The sequence below is a fragment of the Streptomyces sp. NPDC111507 genome (assembly GCF_055638955.1).
In genome coordinates, this window is the sequence record NZ_JBVKBU010000001.1 from 1,609,066 (window position 1) to 1,632,854 (window position 23,789).

The following is a 23,789-nucleotide window of genomic DNA, read 5'->3' on the forward strand; positions in this document are numbered from 1 at the left end:
GGCGTGAAGTTCACCGACGGCTACTGGCTGCTGCGCGAGGGCGTCACCGCGGCCCACCCGGTCGAGGTCCTCGACGTCAGCACGTCCGACGCAACCCTCGACATCCACGCGCCGACCCAGCCCATCCGCCACCGCGGCGACCTGCTGAAGGGACCGGTCGTGACGATCAGCGCGCACGCGCCGATGCCGGACGTCATCGGCGTCACGTTCACGCACTTCCAGGGCGAGGAACCGCGCGGCCCCCGCTTCGAAGTCCACCGGAGCGAGTTCGCCCCCATCGTGGAGCACGACGACGAGCACGCGACGCTCACCGCGGGCGCCCTGTCCGTCCGGGTCGCCCGCACCACCCCCTGGCACGTCGACTTCCTCGCCCACGGCCGTGTCCTCACCACCAGCGGCCCCAAGGGCATGGGCATCATGCGGGACGCGGCCGGTGCCCACTATCTGCGCGAGCAGCTGAACCTCGGCGTCGGCACCCAGGTCTACGGCCTCGGCGAGCGCTTCGGCCCGCTCGTCAAGAACGGCCAGGTCGTGGACATGTGGAACGCCGACGGCGGTACGGCGACGGAACAGGCGTACAAGAACGTCCCCTTCTATCTGACGGACGCGGGCTACGGGGTCTTCGTCGACCACCCGGGCCGTGTCTCCTTCGAGGTCGCCTCGGAAGCGGTCTCCCGGGTCCAGTTCAGCGCCGAGACGCAGCAGTTGACGTACTACGTGATCTACGGGCCGAGCCCGAAGGACATCCTGCGCAAGTACACCCGGCTCACCGGCCGCCCGGCCCTCCCGCCCGCCTGGTCCTTCGGCCTGTGGCTGTCGACGTCCTTCACCACCTCCTACGACGAGGCCACCGTCACCTCGTTCATCGACGGCATGCGGGAGCGCGAACTCCCCCTCTCCGTCTTCCACTTCGACTGTTTCTGGATGCGCGAGTTCAACTGGTGCGACTTCCAGTGGGACCCGCGCGTCTTCCCCGACCCGGAAGGCATGCTGACCCGGCTGAAGGACAAGGGCCTGCACATCTGCGTGTGGATCAACCCGTACATCGCGCAGCGCTCCCCGCTCTTCGCGGAGGGCAAGGCCCTGGGCCATCTGCTCAGGAAGCCCGACGGCAGTGTGTGGCAGTGGGACCTGTGGCAGCCGGGCATGGCGCTGGTCGACTTCACCAGCCCGGCCGCCCGCGACTGGTACGCCTCGAAACTGGAGGCGCTGCTCGACCAGGGCGTCGACTGCTTCAAGACCGACTTCGGCGAGCGGGTCCCCGTCGACGTGGCGTACGCCGACGGCGCCGACCCGGAACGCATGCACAACTACTACACCTACCTCTACAACCGCACGGTCTTCGAAGTGCTGCGCAAGCACCGGGGCGAGGCGGAGGCCGTCGTCTTCGCGCGCTCGGCGACCGCCGGAAGCCAGCAGTTCCCGGTGCACTGGGGAGGCGACTGCGAGGCGACGTACGCGTCGATGGCGGAGTCGCTGCGAGGCGGGCTGAGTCTCGGCATGTCGGGGTTCGGGTTCTGGAGCCACGACATCGGCGGCTTCGAGGGAACACCGACACCGGCCCTCTTCAAACGGTGGATCGCCTTCGGGCTCCTCTCCTCCCACAGCCGGCTGCACGGCTCGTCCTCCTACCGGGTGCCGTGGCTGTTCGACGAGGAGGCCGTGGACGTGCTGCGGCTGTTCACCCGGCTGAAGCTCGGCCTCATGCCGTATCTGTACGAGGTCGCCCGCGCCGCCCACGCGGAGGGCGTGCCGATGATGCGGGCGATGGTCCTCGAATTCCCCGACGATCCGGGGTGCGCGCACCTGGAACGGCAGTACATGCTCGGCCCGGACCTGCTGGTCGCGCCCGTCTTCAGCGACGAGGGGGACGTCTCCTACTACGTTCCGGACGGCACCTGGACCCATTTCCTCACGGGGCGCACGGTGACCGGTCCGCGCTGGGTGCGCGAGCGGCACGGCTTCAGCAGCGTGCCGCTGCTGGTGCGGCCGGGCGCGGTGATCCCGGTGGGCGCGGTGGACGACCGGCCCGACTACGTGTACGCCGACGGGGTCACGCTCAGGGCGTACGGGCTGGAGCGGGGCGCTCAGGTGACCGTGCCGGTCGGCGACGTGACCTTCACCGTCGTACGGGAAGGAGACACGCTCCGGGCGTCCTGCAGTGATCCCTCGGCACCCTGGGGGCTGGCCTCCGGGGAGCGGACCGCGCGGGCACAGGCGGGGACCGGGTTCCTCACGGTGGAGCCGGCCTGATGGTGAAGATCACCGATGTGGCGCGGCACGCGGGGGTCTCCCCCAGCACCGTCTCCTACGCCCTGAGCGGCAAGCGCCCCATCTCCGAGGAGACCCGGCAGCGCATCGAGGCCAGCATCCGCGAACTGGGCTACCGCCCGCACGCCGGGGCGCGCGCCCTCGCGAGCAGCCGGTCGAACGTCCTGGCCCTGGTGGTGCCGCTGCGGGCGGGCATCCATGTGCCGGTGGTGATGCAGTTCGCGGTGTCGGTGGTGACGGCGGCGCGCAGGCACGATCACGACGTCCTGCTGCTGACGCAGGAGGAGGGCGAGGAGGGGCTGCGGCGGGTCGCGGACACCGCGCTGGTGGACGCGCTGATCGTGATGGACGTCCAGCTGCACGACCCCAGGCTGCCGCTGCTGCGCGCCCTGGACCGCCCCTCGGTCCTCATCGGGTTCCCTGCCGGGCCCGCCGGGCTGACCTGCATCGACCTGGACTTCAAGGCGGCGGGCGAGCTGTGCGTCGAGCGGCTGGCGGGGCTCGGGCACCGGGTCGTGGCGCTGGTCGGGTCGCCGCCCGAGGTGTACGTACGGGGGACGGCGTTCGCCCAGCGTGTGGTGGAGGGCTTCACCGCCGCCGCCGACCGGGGCGGGCTGGCGTCCTCCGTCCACCCCTGCGAGGCCTCGCCCGCCGCCGCCCGCCGGGTCGCCGAACAGCTCCTGCGCGAACAGCCGGCGCTCACCGGCGTCGTCGTGCACAACGAACCGGTCCTGGAACCGCTGATCGACGCCTTCGAACAGCTCGGTCTGCGCGTCCCCGTCGACCTCTCCGTCACCGCGATCTGCCCGGACGAGCTCGCCGAGAACGTCCGCGTCCCCGTCACCTCCGTCGCCATCCCGTCCACCGAGGTGGGCGCGCGGGCGGTGGAACTGCTGATGAAGAAGCTGGGCGGCACCGACGTACCCGAAGCCACGCTCCTCGCACCCCGGCTGACGGAACGCGCGAGTACCGCACCGCGCACGCTGACCCCTTGAGGAGCCGTGACATGAGGAAAGGCAAGAGAAGCAAGGGAAACAGAGGAAGCAGGAGAAGACAGCGGGCCTCCCTCGTCCTGGCGCTGGCGCTGACCGCCGGTCTGACAGCCATCGTTCCGGCAGGGGCGGACGACCCCGCGTACGCCTTCCGCAACCCCCGCCTCCCCGTCACCGCACGCGTGAACGACCTGCTGGGGAGGCTGACCCTCGACGAGAAGGTCTCCCTCCTCCACCAGTACGAGCCCGCGATCCCCCGCCTCGGCATCCAGTCCTTCCGCACCGGCACCGAGGCCCTGCACGGCGTCGCCTGGCTCGGCAGGGCGACCGTCTTCCCGCAGGCGATCGGTCTCGCCTCCACCTGGGACCCGGCACTGATCCAGCAGGTCGGCTCGGCGGTCGGCGACGAGGCGCGCGGCTTCCAGCAGGAACGCCCCGACGGCTGGGGCCTCAACCTGTGGGCGCCCGTGGTCAACCTGCTGCGCGACCCGCGCTGGGGACGCAACGAGGAGGGCTACTCCGAGGACCCGTATCTCACCGGTTCGATCTCCACGGCGTACGGCGAGGGCCTGACCGGCGGCGACCCCGACCACCTCAAGACGGCCCCCACCCTCAAGCACTACCTCGCCAACAACAACGAGGTGAACCGCGCGACCACGTCCTCCGACCTGCGTCCACGCGTCCAGCACGAGTACGACGAGGCGGCCTTCAGACCGGCCGTCGAGGCGGACGCGACGACGGGCGTGATGGCCTCGTACAACCTGGTCAACGGCCGCCCCGACACGGTGAACCCGGACCTGGACGACGTCGTACGGACGTGGACCTCCCGAGACCTGCTGAACGTCACCGACGCCTTCGCCCCGGGCAACCTGCTCCCCGGCACCCAGAACTACTACGACACCCTCGCCGAGGGCGACGCGGCGGCGCTCAAGGCGGGCATCGACAGCTTCACGGACAACAACGGCGATTCGGCCCCGACGACCACGGCCATCAAGTCGGCCCTGAGCACCGGCCTGTTGAAGGAGTCGGACGTCGACACGGCCGTCTCCCACGTCCTCGCCGTCCGCGTCCGGCTCGGCGAGTTCGACCCGAACGGCGGCAGGTACGGCTCGATCGACCAGTCGGTCATCAACAGCCCGGCCCACCAGAAGCTGGCCCGCGAGGCGGCGGCAAAGAGCGCGGTCCTGCTCAAGAACGACGGCGTACTGCCCTTGAAGGCCGCGGCGAAGAACGTGGCCGTGGTCGGCCCGCTCGCCGACACCCTCTACACGGACTGGTACTCGGGCACGCTGCCGTACGCGGTCACGCCTGCCGACGGCATCGCCACGAAGCTGGGCACCTCGGTGGGGAGCAGCGAGGGCGTCGACCGCATCGCGCTGAGGGACACGGCGACGGGGAAGTACGTGACGGCGGGCGCGTCGGAGGCCGGCGGGGCCCTGAAGGAGAGGACCGAGACAGGGGTGGCGGCCCAGTTCGACGCGTTCGACTGGGGCTCGGGCATCGTGACCCTGCGCTCGGCCGCCAACGGCAAGTACGTCGGCTACAACTGGTCGAACTTCGTCAACGACCAGGTCCAGCCCAACGGTTGGTACGTCCAGCAGCAGTTCAAGCTGGAGCGGCAGGACGACGGCACGTACCTGCTCCGGTACGCCGGATACGAGACCACCGAGTCCTGGTGGTCGAACCCGGTCTACCTCGGTCCGACGGGCCCCGACGGCACCCTGGGCCTGGTCGAGAAGTCGGGGGCCGCCCACTACTCCAAGGACGTCGTCCGCAGCGGCGTGGACGAGGCCGTGGCCGCGGTGCGGGGCAAGGACACGGCGGTGGTCGTGGTCGGCTCGATGCCCGCGATCAACGGCCGCGAGGCCCACGACCGTACGGACATGGGCCTGGCCCCGTCGCAGGAGGCCCTGGTCAGGGCGGTGCGCGCGGCCAATCCGAAGACGGTCGTGATCGTGGAGAACAGTTACCCGACCACCCTCGGCACCCTCCAGAAGGAGGTCCCGGCCCTCCTGTGGACCACCCACGCGGGCCAGGAGACGGGCAACGCGCTCGCCGACGTCCTCTACGGCGACACGAACCCGGCGGGCCGCCTCACCCAGACCTGGTACCGGTCGGCATCGGACCTCCCCTCGATCCTCGACTACGACATCATCAAGTCCGACCGCACCTACCAGTACTTCAAGGGGCGGCCGCTCTATCCCTTCGGCTACGGCCTGTCGTACACGACGTTCCGCTACGGCGCGCTGAAGAGGGTGGACGGCGGCTACGAGGTGGCGGTCACGAACACGGGCAAGCGGGCGGGCGACGAGGTCGTCCAGCTCTACACCCACCAGCGGGCGTCGAGGGACAAGGAACCCCTGAAGCAGCTGAAGGCGTACGCGAGGGTGTCCCTGAAGCCCGGGGAGACGAGGACGGTCCGGCTGAAGGTCCCTGCGAAGGACCTCGCGCACTGGGACGTCACCCGCTCGAAGTGGGTGGTGGAGAGCGGCACGTACGACGTCCTGGTCGGCGCCTCGTCCTCCGACATCCGCTCCCGAACGTCCTGGACGGTACGGGGCGAGACGATCCCGCCCCGGGACCTCACGAAGGTGACCCGGGCGGAGAACTTCGACGACTACTCCCCCGGCTCCGTCCGTCTGGTCGACGAGTCGAAGGCGCGCGGGACGGCGGTGGGCGCGACGGCCGACGGGGCCTGGCTGAAGTTCGCGGACGCCCGACTGGGCTCTGGAGTGTCCGAGTTCAGCGCACGCGTCGCCGGTTCGTCCGGCACGGTCGAGGTCCGGCTGGGCTCGCCGACCGGCCCGCTCGTCGGCACCGCTCGTACGGGCGGCACGGCATCCCCGTACGACTACACGACGGTGACCGCCGCCCTCACCGGCGCGGCGAAGGGGCGTACGGGCGTGTATCTGGTGCTGAGCGGGGGTGTGCGGCTGTCCACGTTCACCCTGCGCTGAGGTGGGTCAGCCGGCCTCGATCAGGTGATCCACGCCGGAGACGTGATACTCGCCGTACCCGAAGCGCTCGCCGATCGCCTTGTACCGGTCGTACTGCTCCTGCGGGAGTCGCACGGACAGCGCGTTCAGGACGCGGAGGAACAACCGGAACCCGAGATCGGGATCGATCCGGGTGACCACGTGTTCCAGCGCGTCCATGACGTCCGTGGCGGGAACAGGATGCCAGTGGGGGCTGATGGCCTTGTCCCTCACAGTGGGCGCTGTCTCCCGGATCTCCCTCAGCACCGTGTCGGCGAGTTCGGTGCGGGCGCGCGCCACAACGGGTGTGTACGCGGGGGCGGCCTCCTTCAGCCGCTCCCGGCACACGTCCGCGATCAGCCGAAGCCAGTCCCGGCCGTCGGTACTCCCCGGCCTGTCCGAGGCGCCGGCCCACAGTGCGGTGACCGCTGCGTCGGGCAGTGCGGACCGCAACAGACGGAGCGTGTCCTCCAGGAGCACGGCGGCCGCGGAGCCCGGGGTCTGCCCGATGTCGTCGCCCTCGGCCGCCCTCCGGACCTCCTCCCGGCTTCCATACCAGTCCTGGTGCGCCTGCCCGGCGAGGCGGGAGAGCCCGAAGTCCCAGGTGGCATCACGGCGGGCGGTGTCGATGGGCGGCCACACGATGGCGAGACCGGAGTCGATGAGCGCAGCGGGGTGGCCGAACCTGTCACCGAGCGCTTGGAACCGGTCGTACCGCGCCTTTTCTATCCGCACGGAGTGCACCTTCAGCGCGCGCAGGAACAGCCGGAAGCCGAGCTCGGGATGCACGCGGACGGCCACTTCTTCGAGGGCCGACAGGGTGTCGGGAGAAGGGAGCCGGGTGTCGGGGGAAGGGAGGGAACCGGCCGACGGCTCGCGACAGGACCGTATGTCCGCGATCTCCGCGATCTCCGCGACCACGTCGTCACGCACCTCGTCGGCCGTCGGCTGCCAGGCGCCCCACCACGAGGAAGGTGCCGGGCGCCGCCCGGGGACTTTCCGGGGCGGCCGTGCGGCACAGGTCTCGTCGATGCGCCGCAGCCAGTCACGGGCGCTCATGCCGTGCGCCGCGGGATCCCATCCGCCTCCCGCGGCCGCTCGCCACACGGCCTGGATCGCCTCGTCCGGCAGCGGGGACTCGACGAGCCCGCGCACGTCCTCGCGCAGTTCCTCGGCGTACCCCCAGTCGTCGTGGCTGGTGTCGTAGCCGAGGATGCTCCGCTCATCCGCGCTGAGATGGTCGACGTTGCCCACGGGACACTCACGGTCATACGCGTCGAGCTTCGCCGTGACGAGTCCGAGTGCCGCGCCGGTGTTCTCCGGCGCGGGTGAGAGCGTGAACGCCTCGGTCAGCCCACTGAGTCCGAAGTCCGCGTCGTAGTCCACGCAGTACGGCTCCTGCCGTCCCGTCACAGTCGTCCCCCCCCCAGCCTTTCAGGTCTCTTTTACGGCGAACGCGAATGGCACTTCACCGCTCGTGTTCAGCGGACTTTCACACTTCCCGGTCCCCCTGCCAGGTGACCGACGTCATGGCGGCCGGACCGCCGTTCGCCAGGCCTCTGTAGGTCACCTTCCGGGCGGGGCCGAGCTCGTGCGCGACGCGTCTCGCCAGCTCCGTCCCTTCGTGGAACAGCCGCTCCCACTCGTCGTCGTACTTACCGTCCTCCCGGTCCCGCAGGTCCAGGTTCACCGTGGTGTCGATGCTCTTCGCCCACGCGTACAGATCGGCCACCAGTTCCTCGGACAGATGGAGACTGCCGACGGGACCGTCCGGTGCGAAGTCTCCGAATCCCTCCGCGCGGAGCGGGTACCACTTGAACTCGCCTTCGACCACGATGTGGAGCGGGTGCGGGGGCTCGCCGTGTTCCTCGAGGGCCCAGTCCGGGCGTCCGCATCCCCAGCACACGAACGGGGCCCTGGCCTGCCTCTCGTCCCAGTACCGCACCACCCATGCGGGCCCCAGATGTCTCGCCACCGCCTGGGCGACCTCCAGGCCCCGTTCGACGTGCTTCCGCCTGTGCCGACGGGACGGGAAACCGTCCGCCGAGCGGGACGACGACCAGGAACGCAGCGCATCCGCCAAGTCCGCCGGAAGGACCAGCCCGTCGTCGTCGAGCGGGGTGTTACGGGTGAAGGTGCCGGGGTCCTCGTGGTCCCCGGGATCCTCCGGCTCGTACACCGGAGACGGCTCGCCCTGGGCGCGGACGAGCAGGTGCCGGGGTTCGTCGTGGATCAAAAAGCGTGCTTCCCGTTGTTCCGCCATGAGTTCCTCGCGAGGATATGTGCCGCCCACGTACTTCAGCTGGATGATCACGCATGACAAAGGCCCCGCCGCTCGAAAGCGACGAGGCCTTTGCCCACATGGGATGTGGAGGTCCGGGAGGACCTCCTGATCGTGGAGATGGCGGGAATCGAACCCGCGTCCACCGGTGCAGAATCAGGGCTTCTCCGTGTGCAGTTCGCTGCGATTTTCTCGGCCCCGGTGATCACGCGAACAAGTCGCCGACGGGCCCAGCCACTGTTTGATTTCCCATCGAACCCCGTGACCGGGCTCGATGGTTTAGTTCCCTAGATTATGCCAGGGTCCGGGTCGGGAACACCCCCGGGCTGACACCCATTAAGGGTCCTTCACTCACTGCTTATTAGGCAGCGAGGGCGAAGGACTGGGAATCGCTCTTGGAATTGGCGATTATTGGTTGCGACATATGGTTAACGAGATCATTGTCGCTTCCTCGACACGCTTCCCCTGCTTCGACAGCCGCTGTCGAAACCGATCATCCCCATGTTGTTTTTTCAAGCCCCTCCGAAGAGGGTTGCGCACCCGCTGTGAGGTGCAGATCCCATCGTACGTGACCAACGCACGTCGATGCCACCGTATTCCCCGTGGCTACTCGCCCCGCTGCTTCCGCTTCGCCGCCGCGATCGCGCGGTCCGACTCCCGGCGGTCCTGCTTCTCACGCAGGGTCTGCCGCTTGTCGTACTCCTTCTTACCGCGGGCGAGCGCGATCTCGGCCTTGGCGCGGCCGTCCTTGAAGTACAGGGCGAGGGGCACGATCGTGTGACCCGTCTCCTCCGACTTCGACGCCAGCTTGTCGATCTCCTCGCGGTGCAGGAGCAGCTTGCGCTTGCGGCGCACCGTGTGGTTGGTCCAGGTGCCCTGGCTGTACTCGGGAATGTGGGCGTTGTGCAGCCACGCCTCGTTCCCGTCGATCTGGACGAAGCCGTCGGTCAGCGAGGCGCGTCCCTGGCGCAGCGACTTCACCTCGGTGCCGGTCAGGACGAGCCCGGCCTCGTAGGTGTCGATGATCGCGTAGTCGTGCCGTGCCTTCTTGTTCTGCGCGACGATCTTGCGCTTGCCGTCCTTGGCCTTCGCGGCCCCTCCGCCCTGCTTGGGCTGGGACTCCTTCGGTACGTACATTCCCTTACTCATAGTGCTGACCATTTTCGCACTACAGGGGGGTCCTGGGGAAAGCCGATTACAAGAGCGCCGAGCCGGTGGCTACGAAGGGTCGCCGAGACCGCTGAGCACGGTCGCCGCCCGCTCCAGGGCCTCCGCGTCCACCTCCAGGTCGGGGGTGATGCCCCGCCCGTCGACGGTGTGCCCGGCGGGGGTGCGGTAGTGGCCGACGGTCAGCTCGGCGACGGAGCCGTCGGGCAGCCGGCTCGGCATCTGGATCGAGCCCTTGCCGAAGGTCCTGGAGCCCACGACGACCGCACGGCCGCGGTCCTGGAGGGCCCCGGTGAGCAGTTCGGCCGCGCTCATCGTGCCGCCGTCGACGAGCGCGACCAGGGGTCTGGTCGTGTCGCCGCCGGGATCGGCGTGCAGGGAGCGCTGCGCGCCATTGACGTCGTAGGTGGCGACGAGGCCGCCGTCGAGGAAGGCGGAGGCGGCGGTGACGGCCTCGGTGACCAGTCCGCCGGAGTTGCCGCGCAGGTCGAGGACGATCCCGGCGTGCTCGGGGGTCTGCTCGACGGCGGTCCGTACGGCGTCACCGACGCCCTTGGTGAAGGCGGCGACCTTGATCACGGTGACGCCGCCGGGGAGCTTGCGGACGGTCAGGGAGTCCGTGGACAGCCTCGCCCGGCGCACCGTCTCACTCCACACGCGTGTGCCGCGCTCCAGACCGAGGGAGACCTTCGTACCGGCGGCGGCGTCGTCCGCGTCCCCGCGCAGTAACGAGACGACCTCGGTGACCGGCCGGCCGTCCACTTTCTCTCCGTCGACGCTGCGCAGCCGGTCTCCCGTGCGGATCCCGGCGGCGGCCGCGGGCGAGCCGCTCTGCACCCGGGTCACCTCGATACGGCCGTCACGCTCGCGCCGGGCCCACAGCCCCACGCCCGTGTACTGGCCGTCGAGGGCCTCCTCGAACTCCTCGTACTCGCCCTGGGAGTAGACGGCGCCCCAGCGGTCCCCGCTGCGGCTGACGGCCCGCTCGGCGGCCTCCATGGGGGACTTGCCGTCGGCCATCGCCTCGGCGGCGGCATCGGTGACCGTCTCGCGGTGGGCCGCCGGGGTCGAACGCGCCGAGGGGGACGGGGATTTCCGGTCGGGATCACCGAAGGACCCGGTCGCGGCCCCCGCGACGAGGACACTCGCGAAAAGCAATGTCAGGGCGGCCCCGCGGCCTGCGCGGCGGGGCTGGCAGAACAGGTCTCGGCCTGACATGGCGGTGAGTCTAGGACAACGCAAGGGGCCGTACCGCCGGTTGGCAGTACGGCCCCCTTGGCATGCGTCACACCTTCAGGTACTTGCGCAACGCGAAGAACGCCGCAAGCGCGGGCATCAGCAGACTCGTCGCGAGGATGAGCGGCAGCTTGGTGAGCACGGCGTCCCAGCCGATGAAGTTGATCAGATTCAGCTTCTGGGAGAGCGCGAGGCCGTGATCGATGATGAAGTACCGCGCGACCACCAGGAATCCGCAGGCGACGCCTCCGCCGATCAGTCCGGCGACCGCGGCCTCCATGATGAACGGCGCCTGAATGTAGAACCCGGAGGCGCCCACGAGCCGCATGATGCCGGTTTCCCTGCGCCGGCTGAACGCCGAGACGCGCACCGTGTTGACGATCAGCATCAGGGCGACGACGAGCATCATCGCCATCACCGCGCGCGCGGCCCAGTTCATGCCGTTGAGCAGCCCGAAGAGGTTGTCCAGGATGCCCTTCTGGTCCTGCACGGACTGCACGCCGTCACGGCCGTCGAAGGCGGTCGCGATGACCTGGTACTTCTGCGGGTCCTTCAGCTTGATGCGGTACGACTCCTGCATCTGGTCCGGCGTGAGGGAGCTGGCCAGCGGGGAGTCGCCGAACTGCTCCTTGTAGTGCTTGTAGGCCTGGTCCGCCGACTCGTACGAGACCTTCTCGACGACGGTCATCTTCTTGAGGTCGCTGAGGATCTGGTTCTTCTGCTCGGTGGTCACGGCCCCCTTGGCGCAGTGGGCATCGGACTCCGCGTCGCTCTTGTTGCAGAGGAAGACCGAGACGTTGACCTTGTCGTACCAGTAGCCCTTCATGGTGCTCACCTGGTCGCTCATCAGCAGCGAACCGCCGAACAGGGCGAGGGAGAGGGCGACCGAGACGACGACCGCGAAGGTCATCGTCAGATTACGCCGGAGACCGACACCGATCTCCGACAGAACGAACTGGGGGCGCATGGCGTCTGCTAAGCCTTTCCGTGGACCGTCGTCAGTGCTGGTAGCCGTAGACGCCGCGCGCCTGGTCGCGGACGAGGCGGCCCTGCTCCAGCTCGATGACGCGCTTGCGCATCTGGTCCACGATGTTCTGGTCGTGCGTCGCCATCAGCACGGTGGTGCCCGTCCGGTTGATGCGGTCGAGCAGCTTCATGATGCCGACGGAGGTCTGCGGGTCGAGGTTGCCGGTCGGCTCGTCCGCGATGAGGAGCTTGGGCCGGTTCACGAAGGCTCTCGCGATGGCCACGCGCTGCTGCTCACCACCGGACAGCTCGCCGGGCATCCGGTCCTCCTTGCCGCCGAGCCCGACGAGGTCGAGCACCTGGGGCACGGACTTGCGGATCTCGCCGCGGGACTTGCCGATGACCTCCTGCGCGAAGGCGACGTTCTCGGAGACCGTCTTGTTAGGCAGCAGGCGGAAGTCCTGGAACACGGTCCCCAGCTGGCGGCGCATCTGCGGCACCTTCCAGTTGGAGAGGCGCGCGAGGTCCTTGCCCAGGACGTGCACCTGGCCTTGGCTGGTCCGCTCCTCGCGGAGGATCAGCCGCAGGAAGGTGGACTTTCCGGAGCCGGAGGACCCCACGAGGAACACGAACTCACCACGCTCGACCTCCAGGGAGACATCCCTGAGAGCGGGGCGGGTCTGCTTGGGGTAGACCTTGGAGACACTGTCGAATCGGATCACGGATGCACCACGGGTCGCCGGGGGTAGGTGAGCGTGACCATACGCGAACCGGGTGCACGAGCGCAGTCGCCGGTCAGGGTTGCGCGGGGGTTGTGCGGGGCTTGTGCGTTTTTGTACAGGTCTTTGGCGGGGCCCTTTTGTACGGGCCTTTGTACGGGCACCCCGTAGGGGCGCGGGGATCCGCGCGCCCGGCCCCTACAGGCCGGCAGCCGCGAACCAGACGCCGCCCGCTCCTCCGGAAGCGCCCGTTTCCCTGCCTAACCCGCGGAGCACAGGGCAGGATAAGGCGAGCCGCGCCGTTTCCCGCGGAACCTGGCACAGTGGAAGGGGAACGGTTGCGTTCCCCGCGGCGTTATGTAAGCGGCGGAGGACGGCGCAAGGAGGGCAAGCGCATGACGTACGACCGATTGGTGTGCGCGAACTGCGCGGCGCCCGTCAGTGAGGGCCGCTGTCCGGTCTGCCGCGCGAACCGGGAGCGGCTGCAGCAGGAGAGCCCCTTCGCGGGGCTGAACCCGATGGCGCTGATCGCGCTGCTCGCCGTGCTGATCGCGGCGGTGGCGCTGCTGGCGCACCAGACGGTATGAGTCTCCTGAGAGCAGCGGTGTGACCTCAGTCACCCTCTCAGGCGGTCATCATGGTGGTCACCGCGGTGCTCATCATGATGGTCACCGTCCGAGACGGTCGGTCACTCGGTGAACCATCCCGAGCATCGCTGATGTGCTTGACGCGAGAGGGGCCCGGAGCTGACTGCTCCGGGCCCCTCTCGTGCTGCGCTCAGCTGCGTCAGGCAGCGGCGCCGCGGCCGTTCGCGAGGCGCGGCAGCAGACGGAAGCCGATACCGCCCGCGATCATCGTGGCGGCGCCGACCAGCAGGAACGTGGTCTCGGCGGCACCCGTCTCGGCCAGCTGCCCGTTCTTGCCCTGGGCGGAGGTGTCGGACGAGGTGTTCGCGCCGGTGTCGGTCAGGCCGGAGGAACCCTTGCCCTGCTCGACGGGCTTGGAGCCGCCGTCGGGGTTGCTGTCATTACCACCGGTGCCGGTGCCGGAACCGTCCGTCGGGCTGTCCGTCGGGTCGGTGGGCTCGGTGGGGTCCTCGGTGGGGTCGGTGGGCTCGTCCGTCGGCGGCGTGGTGGTCGGCGTGGCCGGGTCGGTCGGGGTGCTCGGGATGGTGGGCGTCGCCGGAGGCGTGGTGCCCGGCTCCGTCGTCGGGGTGGCCGGGACGGTGGGAATGCCCGTCTCGGTCGGGGTGGCGCTCGGGTCTCCGTCAACCGTGACACCGACATTGATGTCGAGAGCCGAGGCGGCACCCGCGGCAGTCAGCGAAGCACCGGCGGCGATCACCACACCGGCTGCTATGCGTGCCACGCGGATCCGCGTCTTCTTGGTCATCTGTTTGCTACCCCCAGTAGCTGATCGTCAATGGAGCAGCGCCCGGGGCCACGGCGTCACAGGTGGCTCGCTCAGCCCCCCGGTTCACATGCGCCCCGGAGATACGCATGCCACGCGTCACCCTTCCCAGTTTTCACAGCAACGTCAAGGTCGTTGCGTACGCGATGTCCGGATCAGTGACATTTGCCTGCCCTGCGGACATGTGACTGTGACGTAAAACCCAGAATTCCCCCACACAAAAGGCAACTGCCGCCCGATGGGCGGCAGTTGCCTTGTCGACAAAGAGGCATCCAGGTGATGTTGATACCTCGAACTACTTCTCCTGCTGCTTGCGCCAGCGAATTCCGGCCTCGATGAATCCGTCGATCTCCCCGCCGAAAACGCCCTCGGGGTTACCGACTTCGAACTCGGTCCGCAGGTCCTTGACCATCTGGTAGGGGTGCAGGACGTACGAACGCATCTGGTTTCCCCAGGAGTTGCCGCCGTCGCCCTTCAGGGCGTTCATCTTGGCCTGCTCCTCCTGGCGGCGCCGCTCGAGCAGCTTGGCCTGGAGCACGTTCATCGCGCTCGCCTTGTTCTGGATCTGCGACCGCTCGTTCTGGCAGGAGACGACGATTCCGGTGGGGAGGTGGGTGAGGCGCACCGCGGAGTCGGTGGTGTTCACTCCCTGGCCGCCGGGGCCGGACGACCGGTACACGTCCACGCGCAGCTCGGACTCGTCGATCTCGATGTGATCGGTCTGCTCGACGACGGGCAGGATCTCGACACCCGCGAAGGACGTCTGGCGGCGCCCCTGGTTGTCGAACGGCGAGATGCGCACGAGGCGGTGGGTGCCCTGCTCCACGGAGAGCGTTCCGTACGCGTACGGGACGTGGACGGCGAAGGTGGTGGACTTGATGCCCGCCTCTTCCGCGTACGAGGTCTCGTAGAGCTCGGTCTTGTACCCGTGGCGCTCGGCCCAGCGCAGGTACATGCGCTGGAGCTTCTCGGCGAAGTCGGAGGCGTCGACGCCTCCGGCCTCGGCACGGATGGTGACGACGGCCTCACGGGAGTCGTACTCCCCCGAGAGCAGCGTCCGGACTTCCATCTCGTCCAGCGCCTTCTTGACGGCGACGAGCTCGGACTCGGCCTCGGCACGGGCGTCCGGGTCGTCCTCCTCCTCGGCCATCTCGAAGAGCACGCTCAGATCGTCGATACGCCCGCGCAGCGCCTCGGCCTTCCTGACCTCCGCCTGGAGGTGGCTCAGCTTGCTGGTGATCTTCTGCGCCTCGTCCGGGTCGTCCCACAGGGACGGCGCGGCCGCCTGCTCCTCGAGCACGGCGACATCTGCCCTCAGCTTGTCGAGGTCCAGGACGGCCTCGATCGACTCCATGGTCGAGGAGAGGGACTTGAGCTCTTCGGATACATCGACGACTGCCACGCCTCCAGCGTAACGGCTGCCGCAAGCGAGGCTCGCCCCTCGCCCGACGGGGGTCCCTCCCGGGGCCAGGGGCACGGGACCGTCGGTTCCGGGCGCTACGCGCCCAGCCCCGCAGCCGCGGGCCAGGGGTGCGGGGAACTGCGCGATCAACCCCCACCGGGCCCGCAGCCAACCACCCACCAGGGGGGCCAGGGGCGAAGCCCCACCCCCCAGGGGCGCGGGGAACTGCGCGACCAGCCCCCACCGGGCCCGCGGCCGAACAACCGGGGTCCGGGGCGGAGCCCCGGGTCGGAGTGGGGGTCAGGGGGACGCCGGGGCCGAGTTCTTCGTGTCGTGCGGCGTCGCCCCCGCGTCGTCACCCGACGTGGCCAGCCACGTACCGACCCCCACCGCGGCGACAAGAACCGCCCCCGCCACCCCCAACGTGATCCGACGCCGCCGCGCCGACGCCCGGTGCCGAGCCGACCCCGGCCGAGGCGCCCCCGCCGCCCGCGGCGCCCGAGCCGTCCCGCGCGCCCCACCCGCCAGCTCGTCCGGCCCCGGCACCCGCATCGACGTATGCGTGTCCCGGTTGGAGTCCGGCGCAGCCCCCGGCACCAACGGCACCGCCCCCCGCCGCACCCGCGAAGCCGGCTCCGTCGGCTCCGCCGTCTCGCCCCCCTCGGGGACGTCCTCCGCCGACTCCCCTTCCGGTTCGTCGACGTCCAGCGGCGGCATCCCCGCCAGCAGCGGCAGCTGCTCCCGCAACCGCGCCCCCAGCTCGGAGGCCCGCAACCGCGACGCCGGCGCCTTGGCCAGGCACTGCACGATCAGCTGCCACAGCTCCTCGGGGATACCGGGAAGCGGTACGACCGTCTCGGTCACGTGCCGCCGCAGCACCGCCCCGGGATGCCCGCCCCCGAAGGGCGTGAACCCGGCGAGGAGCTCGTACAGGACGGTCGCCAGGGCGTAGATGTCGACGGCGGCCCGCGGCGGCAGCCCTTCGATGATCTCGGGCGCGAGATAGTCCGGCGTCCCGATGATCTTCGTGGCCCGGGTCCGCCGCGGCGAGTCGATGAGTTTGGCCACACCGAAGTCCGTGAGCAGCGCGGGGTGCGAGCCCCCCGGGCCCAGCGGCCCCTGCATGTCCAGCAGCACGTTCTCCGGCTTCACGTCGCGGTGCACGACCCCGGCCGCGTGCGCCGCCGCCAGCCCGTCCGCGACGTCGGCCACGATCGCGACCGCGGCCTCGGGCGCCAGCCGCCGTTCCCGGTCGAGCCGGGTGCGCAGATCCGTGCCCCGTACGAGGTCCATGACGAGCGCGAGGTCATTGCCGTCGACGACGAGGTCCCGTACCGCCACGACATGCGGGTGATCGAGTCCGAGCAGAGCCGTGCGCTCCTGTACGAAGCGGCCCACCAGCTCCTGGTCGGACGCGAGGTCCTCGCGCAGCAGCTTGATGGCGACGGGCCCCTCAGGTCCCTCACCGAGCCACACCGTGCCGGCGCTGCCCCGCCCCAGAATCTGGTGGGCGGTGTACCGGCTCCCGATCTTCCGTGCCAAGACTGCTCCTACTGACGCGTGTTGCCGCTAAAAGTACGCGTCCGAAGAGCCAACCTTCACTCCGGAGACGGAAATCACCCGTCAGATGTCGACAAATCCCCAGAGTCGCGAGGGAACCGCGAGGGATTCACCGGGAATCAAAGGGAATCGGCGGGAGCTAATTACCGGAACCGCCGAGATCCCCGATCCACTTGGTGGCGGTGGTGAACCCGTCCTTCAGCACACTCCAGTACCCCTTGGTCGTCCCGATCCAGTGCTGGAGCGGGCTGAACTCCCAGACCAGCCAGCCGGCGACGAACAGGATGACGATCGTGAACAGGCACCCCTTGAGGCAGCCGAGTCCCGGGATCTTCATCGGGTTGGCGCTGCGCTGCCGCGGCTCGCGCGACTGCCGGGGCGCCGGTGCCTCGGGCTGCTGCGGCGGGGGCGCGTACCGCTGCGGCTGCTGCTGGGGCGCGGGGGCGTACCCCTGCGGCTGCTGCCGCTGACGGCGCTGCGGCTGCTGAGGCGCGTACTGCTGCGGCTGTTGCTGCTGCTGATACCCGTATCCGGGCGGCGGCTGCTGTCCCTGCGGCGGGCGCTGCTGTTGCTGCGGGCGCGCGACCTGCCGCTGCGGACGGCGGCGCAGCGGGTCCTCGCCGGGGTCGAGGTACTGGACCTGGGTCTGCTCGTTGCGGTCCCGGGCCGCGCGCAGCTGGTTCTGCCAGGGGTGCGGGTCCTCGCCCTGCCCCGGCTGCCCGGGCTGTCCCGGCTGGTGCGGGGGCACCGGCGGCATGACGGCGGTCGGGTCGGCGGCGCCGCGGTGCGGCAGTACGGCGGTGGGGTCGGCGGCGCCGGGCATGCCGGGGGCGCCGGTGTGCGGCAGGACGCTGGTCGCGCCGTTCGGGTCGTAGGCCCCCGGGGCGCTGTGCGGCAGCACCTGCGTGGGGTCGGCCGCGCCGGGCACGCCCGGCACCGCGGCCGGCGCCGGGTCGGGGGCGAGCAGCGCGCCCACGCCCTCCGCGGCGGCGATCTGCGCGGAGTTCGCGTGCACACCGATGCCCTGGGCGACGGTGCGCAGCCCGCGGGCGAGGTTCTCGGCGCTGGGCCGCTCGTCCGGGTTCTTGCGCAGGCATCGTTCTATGACGGTCCACAGGGGGTCCGGGACCGTGGAAGGGCGGCGCGGCTCGGCGCTCAGGTGCTGGTGCAGCACTTCGAGGGCGGACTCGCCGGCGAACGGGGGACGCCCGGTGACCAGCTCGTACAGCAGGATGCCCGCGCCGTAGATGTCGACGGCGGACGTCTGCGGGCGTCCCTCGGCGGACTCCGGCGCGACGTACGCGGGCGTGCCGACGAACTCGTGGGTCCGGGTGAGGCCCGGGGAGTCGGCGAGCCGGGCGATGCCGAAGTCGGTGAGCATCGGGTGCATCTGGCCGCCGTCCTGCTTGAGCAGGACGTTCGCGGGCTTCAGGTCGCGGTGCACGACGCCGTCGGCGTGGCTGGCGGCGAGCGCGTCGGCGACCTGGGCGGTGAGGAGGGCGGCGGCGACCGGCGAGAACGGGCCGTTCTCGCGCAGATAGCGGTGCAGGTCGGGGCCGTCGACCAGGTCCATGACCAGGGCGAGCAGGTCGCCCTCGACGACGAGGTCCCGTACCCGCACGATGTTCGGGTGGGTCAGGCGCAGCAGGACGGAGCGCTCCCGGAGGAACCGCATCACGATGTCCGCGTCGTTGGCGAGTTCTTCCTTGAGGACCTTGATCGCCACGGTCTCGCCGGGCTGGCCGGCGACGGCCGCCTCGGCGCCCGCGGTCTCCCGCTGGCGGGCTCGCCAGACAGTGCCTGTGGCGCCGCGCCCAAGCGGCTCCTCAAGGAGGTACTTGCTCCCTACCGGCCGCACGTCATGCGCTCCCTGTTGCTTGCTTGCCTGGTCCGTCCGCCGTCGTCAACATGCTGCGACGGTTTCCGCCCACTGTAGTGCCGAGACACCTGGCACCGGACTGTCGTCTTCCTGTGCTTCTCACTGCTTCCCATAAGCACCTGTGCTTCGCATAAGCGCTTACGTACGCGTTCCCGCACATGTTCGATGGAAAGACGCTCGCATGCGGCGGTTGGTTGCCGATCGGCGTCCACGGGGGCGACGTGACCGATCTCAAGCGGGCACCGGTCGGGCACTGGTCAGGCACTTTTACGGGCAGAGCCGACCAATCAAGATCACTTGCCGGTGGGTGGCGGGCGTGTTGTCAGTGACAGGTGCGAGGATGCCTTCAGTACTGGCCGACGTGCCCGTGTGCGGTGGGGGAATCTGCGGTGGGGGACCGCGGCACAGCCTCGCCCTCCTCGCGGGTGCCTGCGCGGAAGGGACCGCTGGCGGCGATGCAGATCCGGCTGACCGTCGTAGACCCGCTGGGCTCGCCCTCGGAGCCGCGGGGGCGAGCCGCGGCCTGCGATGTGCTGGTCACCGCTCCCGCCGGGACGGCGCTGGCAGCGGTGGCGGCGGGTCTGGCCTCGGCGGTCGGCGGTGAGGGCGCAGGCCAGCACGACCGCGGCCGGGAGCTCGGCGGAGGTCCCGTCGTGCTGTACGCGGGCGCCGAGCGCCTCGACGGCCAGCGCTGCACACTGGGCGAGCCGCCCCTGACGGACGGCGCCGTGCTGTCCCTGGGCTGCCCCGCCGAACCCGGTCCCGACGTGGACGGGGTCGCGGCCCGGCTCCATGTCGTCGCGGGCCCCGACGCGGGCGGCGTCCACCTGCTGCACGGCGGCCGGATCGACATCGGCCGCTCCGCCGACGCGGACGTCCCGCTGGACGATCCCGACGTCTCCCGCCTGCACTGCGCGGTCACGGTCACCCCCGACGGCCGCGTCTCGGTCGCCGACCTGGGCTCGACGAACGGCACGACGCTGGACGGCACCCAGGTCGGCACCCGCCCGGTCCGCTTCGGGCAGGGCGCGCTGCTGCGCGTCGGCGAGTCCGCCCTGCGACTGGCTCCGCCCGGTGGCGCGGATCCGGTGGACACGACGCCCGACGGGGAGGGCCACGTCAGGGTCACCACCCTCACCGGTACGGCCACCCGCCCGAAGCCGCCCACCGGCCCCGGCCCCTCGTCGTCCTCGGCAGACCCCACCGGTCCCGCCGGTCCTTCCGCCCCCACCGGGCCTTCCGCTCCTGTCGTGCCCCATGCGCGCGTGGGAGGCGCCTCCGGTGCCGGCGCGCTGCCCGTGCCGCCCGTCGGTGACACACATCACGGCTTCGGATCGGCGGAGTGGGGAGCCGCGGGCGGCGTACCCGGAGCACAGGAGCACGGCCCGGTCGTGCCCGAGCAGGGCCGTGCACCCCGGATCGAGAGCAGGCCCGCGCGGCCGTCCGGCCGGGACGCGTCGGGGGGCGGAGTCACGCCCCGGGCCGCGGCCGGTCCGGAGCCGGGCACCCGCAAAGGCACGCCCACGCGGGGCACCGACGTACCGCCGGGGATGCGCAAGCGGAGCGGGTTCGGCGCGTGGGCGCGTCGGCTGACCGGAGGCCGGGACGAGTTGCCGGGCACCGGACCGGGAGATCCGTACGAGACGGACGGGGACGACGGGGCGGCGGAGTTCCTGGCGGCCTCCCTGCCCACGCAGGCCCCCGAGAGCTGGCCCGATCCCGCGACGCTGCTGCTCACCGCGCTGGGTCCAGGACCGCGGCTGTGGGAGCGCGGCCCGGGCCACCCGGAGACGCTGACGGTGCGGCTGGGCACGGCGGACCGGGCGGCGCCCGACGGTTCGGGACTGGTGCCCGCGGTGCCGGTGACCGCGGGCCTGCGGGAGGTCGGCTCGCTGGGCCTGGCGGGGCCGCGGGCGCGGCTGGCCGGGCTGGCCCGCTCGGTGGTCGCCCAGCTCGCCGCGCTGCACTCCCCCGACGCCCTCGACATCGTCCTGATCAGCGCGGACCGCTCCCGCCCTGTGGAGGAGCGCACCGCCGAGTGGTCCTGGCTCGGCTGGCTCCCGCATCTGCGACCCACCCACGGCCAGGACTGCCGTCTCCTCCTCGCCTACGACCGTGAACAGGCGACGGCCCGCACGGACGAGCTCCTGCGCCGCCTGGAGGACCAGCTGACGGAAACGGGCGGCGCCCGGGGGGCGTACGACAGGGCCGATCGCGTCCCCGTGGACGCGCGGGGCGGCGCACGGCGCCCGTCCTGGGCCCGCGACGAGGACCCGACGGGCATCGACCGGGACTTCGAGGGGCCGTTCACCGTGCTCGTCGTGGACGGGGACCCCGGCGGCGCCGACGTACGCGAGGCGGTGCTGCGGCTGACGCACGAGGGCGTGCGGGCGGGCATACATGTGGTGTGTCTGGCCGAGACCGTGTCGGCGTCGCCCGCGTCCCCGGTGACGGAGACGTACGAGGCGGCCTGCGAGGCATCACCGGCGTTCCGGGAGTGCGGGGCGGTCGCGCTGCTCAGCGGGGATGTGGCGACGGCGCTGCGGCTGATGCGAGTGGGATCCGACGGGCCCGTGGGGCACGGCACGGTCGCCGCGGTGGACGCGGTGTCACTGGCCTGGGCGGAGCGTTTCGCGCGGGCACTGGCCCCCCTCCGTACGGACGGGGCGCACGCCGACCGCCACGCACGCGTGTCCGCGCCGCTCCCTCAAGCGGCCCGCCTGCTGGACGAGTTGGGACTGGCCCGGGCCACCCCGGCATCCCTCATGGCGCGTTGGGCGGACGCGGCGGACGACACGGACGCGCTCGGCGGACGCGGCCGGGCCGTCCTCGGCGCCGGCCCGCGCGGCCCGGTCGCCGTGGACCTCCCCGCCGAGGGCCCGCACCTGCTGATCGAGGGCCCGCCCGGCAGCGGTCGTACGGAGTTGCTCCGCGCGATCGCCGCGTCCCTCGCCGCCGCGGAGCGCCCCGACCGGCTCGGGATCGTGCTGATGGACGGGCGGGACAGCACCGGGGGCCACGGCGCGGGCCAAGGAGCGGAGGGGCTGCGGGTCTGTACGGACCTGCCCCACGTCACCACCCACCTCACCGCCAACGACCCCGTGCGGATGCGGGAGTTCGCCCAGGCACTCAGCGCCGAGCTGAAGCGGCGGGCCGAGCTCCTGGGCCGGCTCGGCTTCGCGGAGTGGCACACGCGCGGCGAGGTGTCGGGCCGGATGGTCACCCAGCGCACCCCCAAACCCTCCCCGGGAGCGAAGCCCGGCTCCTCCTCCCCCTCCGTCTCTCCCGCCGCCTCCGGCGCCGCGGATCTCGACGCACCCCCCAGTTCCACCCTGCGGCTGCGCCCGGCGGCTGCCCGCGAACGGATGGATCCGGGCCCCCCGTTGGCCCGTCTCTTCGTCATCATCGACGACCTGGACGCGCTGCTCTCCCCCGCGCTGGGTTCCCCGGGACGACCGGCGGCCGGTTCGGTCGTACGGGCTCTGGAGGCCGTCGCCCGCGAGGGTGACCGCCTCGGTGTGCACCTGGTGGCGGCCGCCGCGGACGACGGCCGCACGGCGACCACCGAACTGGGCCGCGCCGCCTCGCTCCGTATCTCCCTCGACCCGGTGTCCCCCGGCGCGGACGAACCCGCCCCCGGCCGGGGCCGCCTGTCCACTCCCGACGGTCGCCTCACGCCCTTCCAGGCCGGCCGGGTCACGGGCCGCATCCCCCGCACGGCCACCCTCCGCCCCACGGTCGTCCCCCTCGAATGGCACCGCATGGGCGACCCCCCGGCCCGTCGCCCGGTCCGCGAACTCGGCAACGGCCCCACGGACCTGGCCCTGCTGGCCAGCGCGCTCGAGCGGGCGGCGAGGTCGGTGGCGGCCGTGGAGATACCGTCGTTGCTGTAGGTCTTCGACAGCCGCACGCGACACTCGGCTCTCATGAATGACATGAGCGACCTGAGTGAGTGGTACCTGCAGCAGGAGTACGGGGTCCGGTTCGAGTGGGGGGCCGGTGGGGCGGAACGGATCGCGGGCGGGGTCGGGTGTCTCGTGGTGGTGGACGTGCTGTCATTCAGCACGGCCGTGAACGTCGCCGTCGAGGCGGGGACCCGGGTCCACCCCTGTGCCTGGCGGGACGAGACAGCGTCCGTCTTCGCCCGGGACAACGCCGCGGAACTGGCGGTCGGACGGCGGGCGGTCACCGCGGCCTCTCCCTGGTCGCTGTCCCCCGCCGCGCTCCGGCGGGCCCCGTTCACCCCCCGGCTCGTCCTCCCCTCGCCCAACGGATCCGCCATCGCCGCGGCGGCGGGCGGCTCGACCGTGGTCGCGGGCTGTCTGCGCAACGCGTCGGCCGTCGGCCGATGGCTGGCGTTCCATGGTCACGGGACCCTGGAACGGCCACTCGCCGTGATCGCCGCGGGCGAGCGCTGGCCGGACGGCAGCCTGCGGCCCGGACTGGAAGACCTGATGGGGGCCGGAGCGGTCATCGCCGCACTCCAGGCGACGGGCGGCGCCGGACCGCTGTCGCCCGAGGCCGCCGCCGCACGGACCGCCTACACCGGGACCCCCGACGCGGCCGCGGCCGTGGCCGCCTGTTCCTCCGCCCTGGAACTGGCCCGGAGCGGCTTCGCCGACGACGTGGCGATCGCGGTCGAGGTGGACGCGAGTACCACCGTGCCCGTCCTCACCGACGGCGCCTTCACCGCGGGCACCCGCACCGACGGCAGCCCCCTCGACGGCGCGGTCCACACCGGCCCCGTCCACCTCACTCCGCCCGGCTGACCCACCATCACCCGGCGTTCCAGTCCTCCATGCGCCACTATCAACACCGGAACGCCTCCGCCGCACAGAGTCCGCACCGCGTTCGCACAGCCGCCCACGTCACGACCCAATCACGATCACCCATTTGACAGCGCAGGCGCTCTTGCCGCCTTCGATGCCCCG

16 protein-coding genes and 1 other RNA gene are annotated in these 23,789 nt (G+C 71.1%); 6 read left to right on the plus strand and 11 right to left on the minus strand.

The genetic code is table 11. The features are described 5' to 3' along the window. The first annotated feature begins 3 nt into the window (after nucleotides 1-3). From yicI to ACZ7M2_RS07165, 3 genes are read left to right on the plus strand one after another with little or no spacing between them, the layout of a single operon-like run. Nucleotides 4-2,253, plus strand: a complete 2,250-nt coding sequence (gene yicI / locus ACZ7M2_RS07155) for an alpha-xylosidase (RefSeq protein WP_471594455.1) — start codon at nucleotides 4-6, stop codon at nucleotides 2,251-2,253. Then, entirely contained in the window at nucleotides 2,253-3,266 is a 1,014-nt protein-coding gene (locus ACZ7M2_RS07160; RefSeq protein ID WP_351430269.1) for a LacI family DNA-binding transcriptional regulator, read from the plus strand. Before yicI ends, ACZ7M2_RS07160 begins: the two co-directional genes overlap by 1 nt. A gap of 11 nt (nucleotides 3,267-3,277) precedes the next feature. Next, on the plus strand, nucleotides 3,278-6,220 hold the full coding sequence (locus ACZ7M2_RS07165) for a glycoside hydrolase family 3 protein (RefSeq protein ID WP_471594456.1): 2,943 nt from the start codon (nucleotides 3,278-3,280) through the stop codon (nucleotides 6,218-6,220). Between the two features lie 6 nt (nucleotides 6,221-6,226). Here the strand turns inward: ACZ7M2_RS07165 and ACZ7M2_RS07170 are convergent, their stop codons facing one another. From ACZ7M2_RS07170 to ftsE, 7 genes are all read right to left on the minus strand, one after another. Further along, on the minus strand, nucleotides 6,227-7,624 hold the full coding sequence (locus ACZ7M2_RS07170) for a hypothetical protein (RefSeq protein ID WP_471594457.1): 1,398 nt from the start codon (nucleotides 7,622-7,624) through the stop codon (nucleotides 6,227-6,229). Nucleotides 7,625-7,730: 106 nt separating this feature from the next. Next, nucleotides 7,731-8,552, minus strand: coding sequence for a hypothetical protein (locus ACZ7M2_RS07175; RefSeq protein WP_471594458.1), 822 nt, complete (start codon nucleotides 8,550-8,552; stop codon nucleotides 7,731-7,733). Between the two features lie 79 nt (nucleotides 8,553-8,631). Further along, nucleotides 8,632-9,020: a transfer-messenger RNA gene (gene ssrA / locus ACZ7M2_RS07180) on the minus strand. A gap of 105 nt (nucleotides 9,021-9,125) precedes the next feature. Next, nucleotides 9,126-9,668, minus strand: coding sequence for an SsrA-binding protein SmpB (gene smpB / locus ACZ7M2_RS07185; RefSeq protein WP_054229635.1), 543 nt, complete (start codon nucleotides 9,666-9,668; stop codon nucleotides 9,126-9,128). Nucleotides 9,669-9,737: 69 nt separating this feature from the next. Next, nucleotides 9,738-10,904, minus strand: coding sequence for a S41 family peptidase (locus ACZ7M2_RS07190; RefSeq protein WP_471594459.1), 1,167 nt, complete (start codon nucleotides 10,902-10,904; stop codon nucleotides 9,738-9,740). A gap of 67 nt (nucleotides 10,905-10,971) precedes the next feature. Beyond that, on the minus strand, nucleotides 10,972-11,889 hold the full coding sequence (ftsX, locus tag ACZ7M2_RS07195) for a permease-like cell division protein FtsX (protein ID WP_352048982.1): 918 nt from the start codon (nucleotides 11,887-11,889) through the stop codon (nucleotides 10,972-10,974). A 31-nt stretch (nucleotides 11,890-11,920) separates the two neighbouring features. Beyond that, nucleotides 11,921-12,610, minus strand: coding sequence for a cell division ATP-binding protein FtsE (gene ftsE, locus ACZ7M2_RS07200; protein WP_101404877.1), 690 nt, complete (start codon nucleotides 12,608-12,610; stop codon nucleotides 11,921-11,923). Nucleotides 12,611-13,002: 392 nt separating this feature from the next. Between ftsE and ACZ7M2_RS07205 the strand changes: the two genes are divergently transcribed. Then, a complete protein-coding gene (locus ACZ7M2_RS07205; protein WP_095854342.1) occupies nucleotides 13,003-13,194 on the plus strand; it encodes a hypothetical protein in 192 nt (63 codons plus the stop codon). Between the two features lie 199 nt (nucleotides 13,195-13,393). Here the strand turns inward: ACZ7M2_RS07205 and ACZ7M2_RS07210 are convergent, their stop codons facing one another. The 4 genes from ACZ7M2_RS07210 to ACZ7M2_RS07225 all read right to left on the minus strand — a co-directional run bounded on the left by ACZ7M2_RS07210 (nucleotide 13,394) and on the right by ACZ7M2_RS07225 (nucleotide 18,837). Next, on the minus strand, nucleotides 13,394-13,999 hold the full coding sequence (locus ACZ7M2_RS07210) for a hypothetical protein (RefSeq protein WP_471594460.1): 606 nt from the start codon (nucleotides 13,997-13,999) through the stop codon (nucleotides 13,394-13,396). Nucleotides 14,000-14,312: 313 nt separating this feature from the next. After that, entirely contained in the window at nucleotides 14,313-15,419 is a 1,107-nt protein-coding gene (gene prfB, locus ACZ7M2_RS07215) for a peptide chain release factor 2 (protein ID WP_403695303.1), read from the minus strand. Between the two features lie 300 nt (nucleotides 15,420-15,719). Continuing rightward, nucleotides 15,720-16,961: a serine/threonine-protein kinase gene (locus tag ACZ7M2_RS07220; RefSeq protein WP_471594461.1), complete on the minus strand. Its 1,242-nt coding sequence runs from the start codon at nucleotides 16,959-16,961 to the stop codon at nucleotides 15,720-15,722. A 157-nt stretch (nucleotides 16,962-17,118) separates the two neighbouring features. After that, nucleotides 17,119-18,837, minus strand: coding sequence for a serine/threonine-protein kinase (locus ACZ7M2_RS07225; protein ID WP_471594462.1), 1,719 nt, complete (start codon nucleotides 18,835-18,837; stop codon nucleotides 17,119-17,121). A gap of 476 nt (nucleotides 18,838-19,313) precedes the next feature. Here ACZ7M2_RS07225 and ACZ7M2_RS07230 point away from each other — a divergent pair, with 476 nt between their 5' ends. Together ACZ7M2_RS07230 and ACZ7M2_RS07235 are read left to right on the plus strand one after the other, a co-directional pair. Beyond that, nucleotides 19,314-22,751 carry an FHA domain-containing protein gene (locus ACZ7M2_RS07230; protein WP_471594539.1) on the plus strand — a complete coding sequence of 1,146 codons (3,438 nt, stop codon included), beginning with the start codon at nucleotides 19,314-19,316 and terminating at the stop codon, nucleotides 22,749-22,751. Between the two features lie 42 nt (nucleotides 22,752-22,793). Continuing rightward, nucleotides 22,794-23,627, plus strand: a complete 834-nt coding sequence (locus ACZ7M2_RS07235) for a 2-phosphosulfolactate phosphatase (protein ID WP_471594463.1) — start codon at nucleotides 22,794-22,796, stop codon at nucleotides 23,625-23,627. The last annotated feature ends 162 nt before the right edge of the window (nucleotides 23,628-23,789 follow it).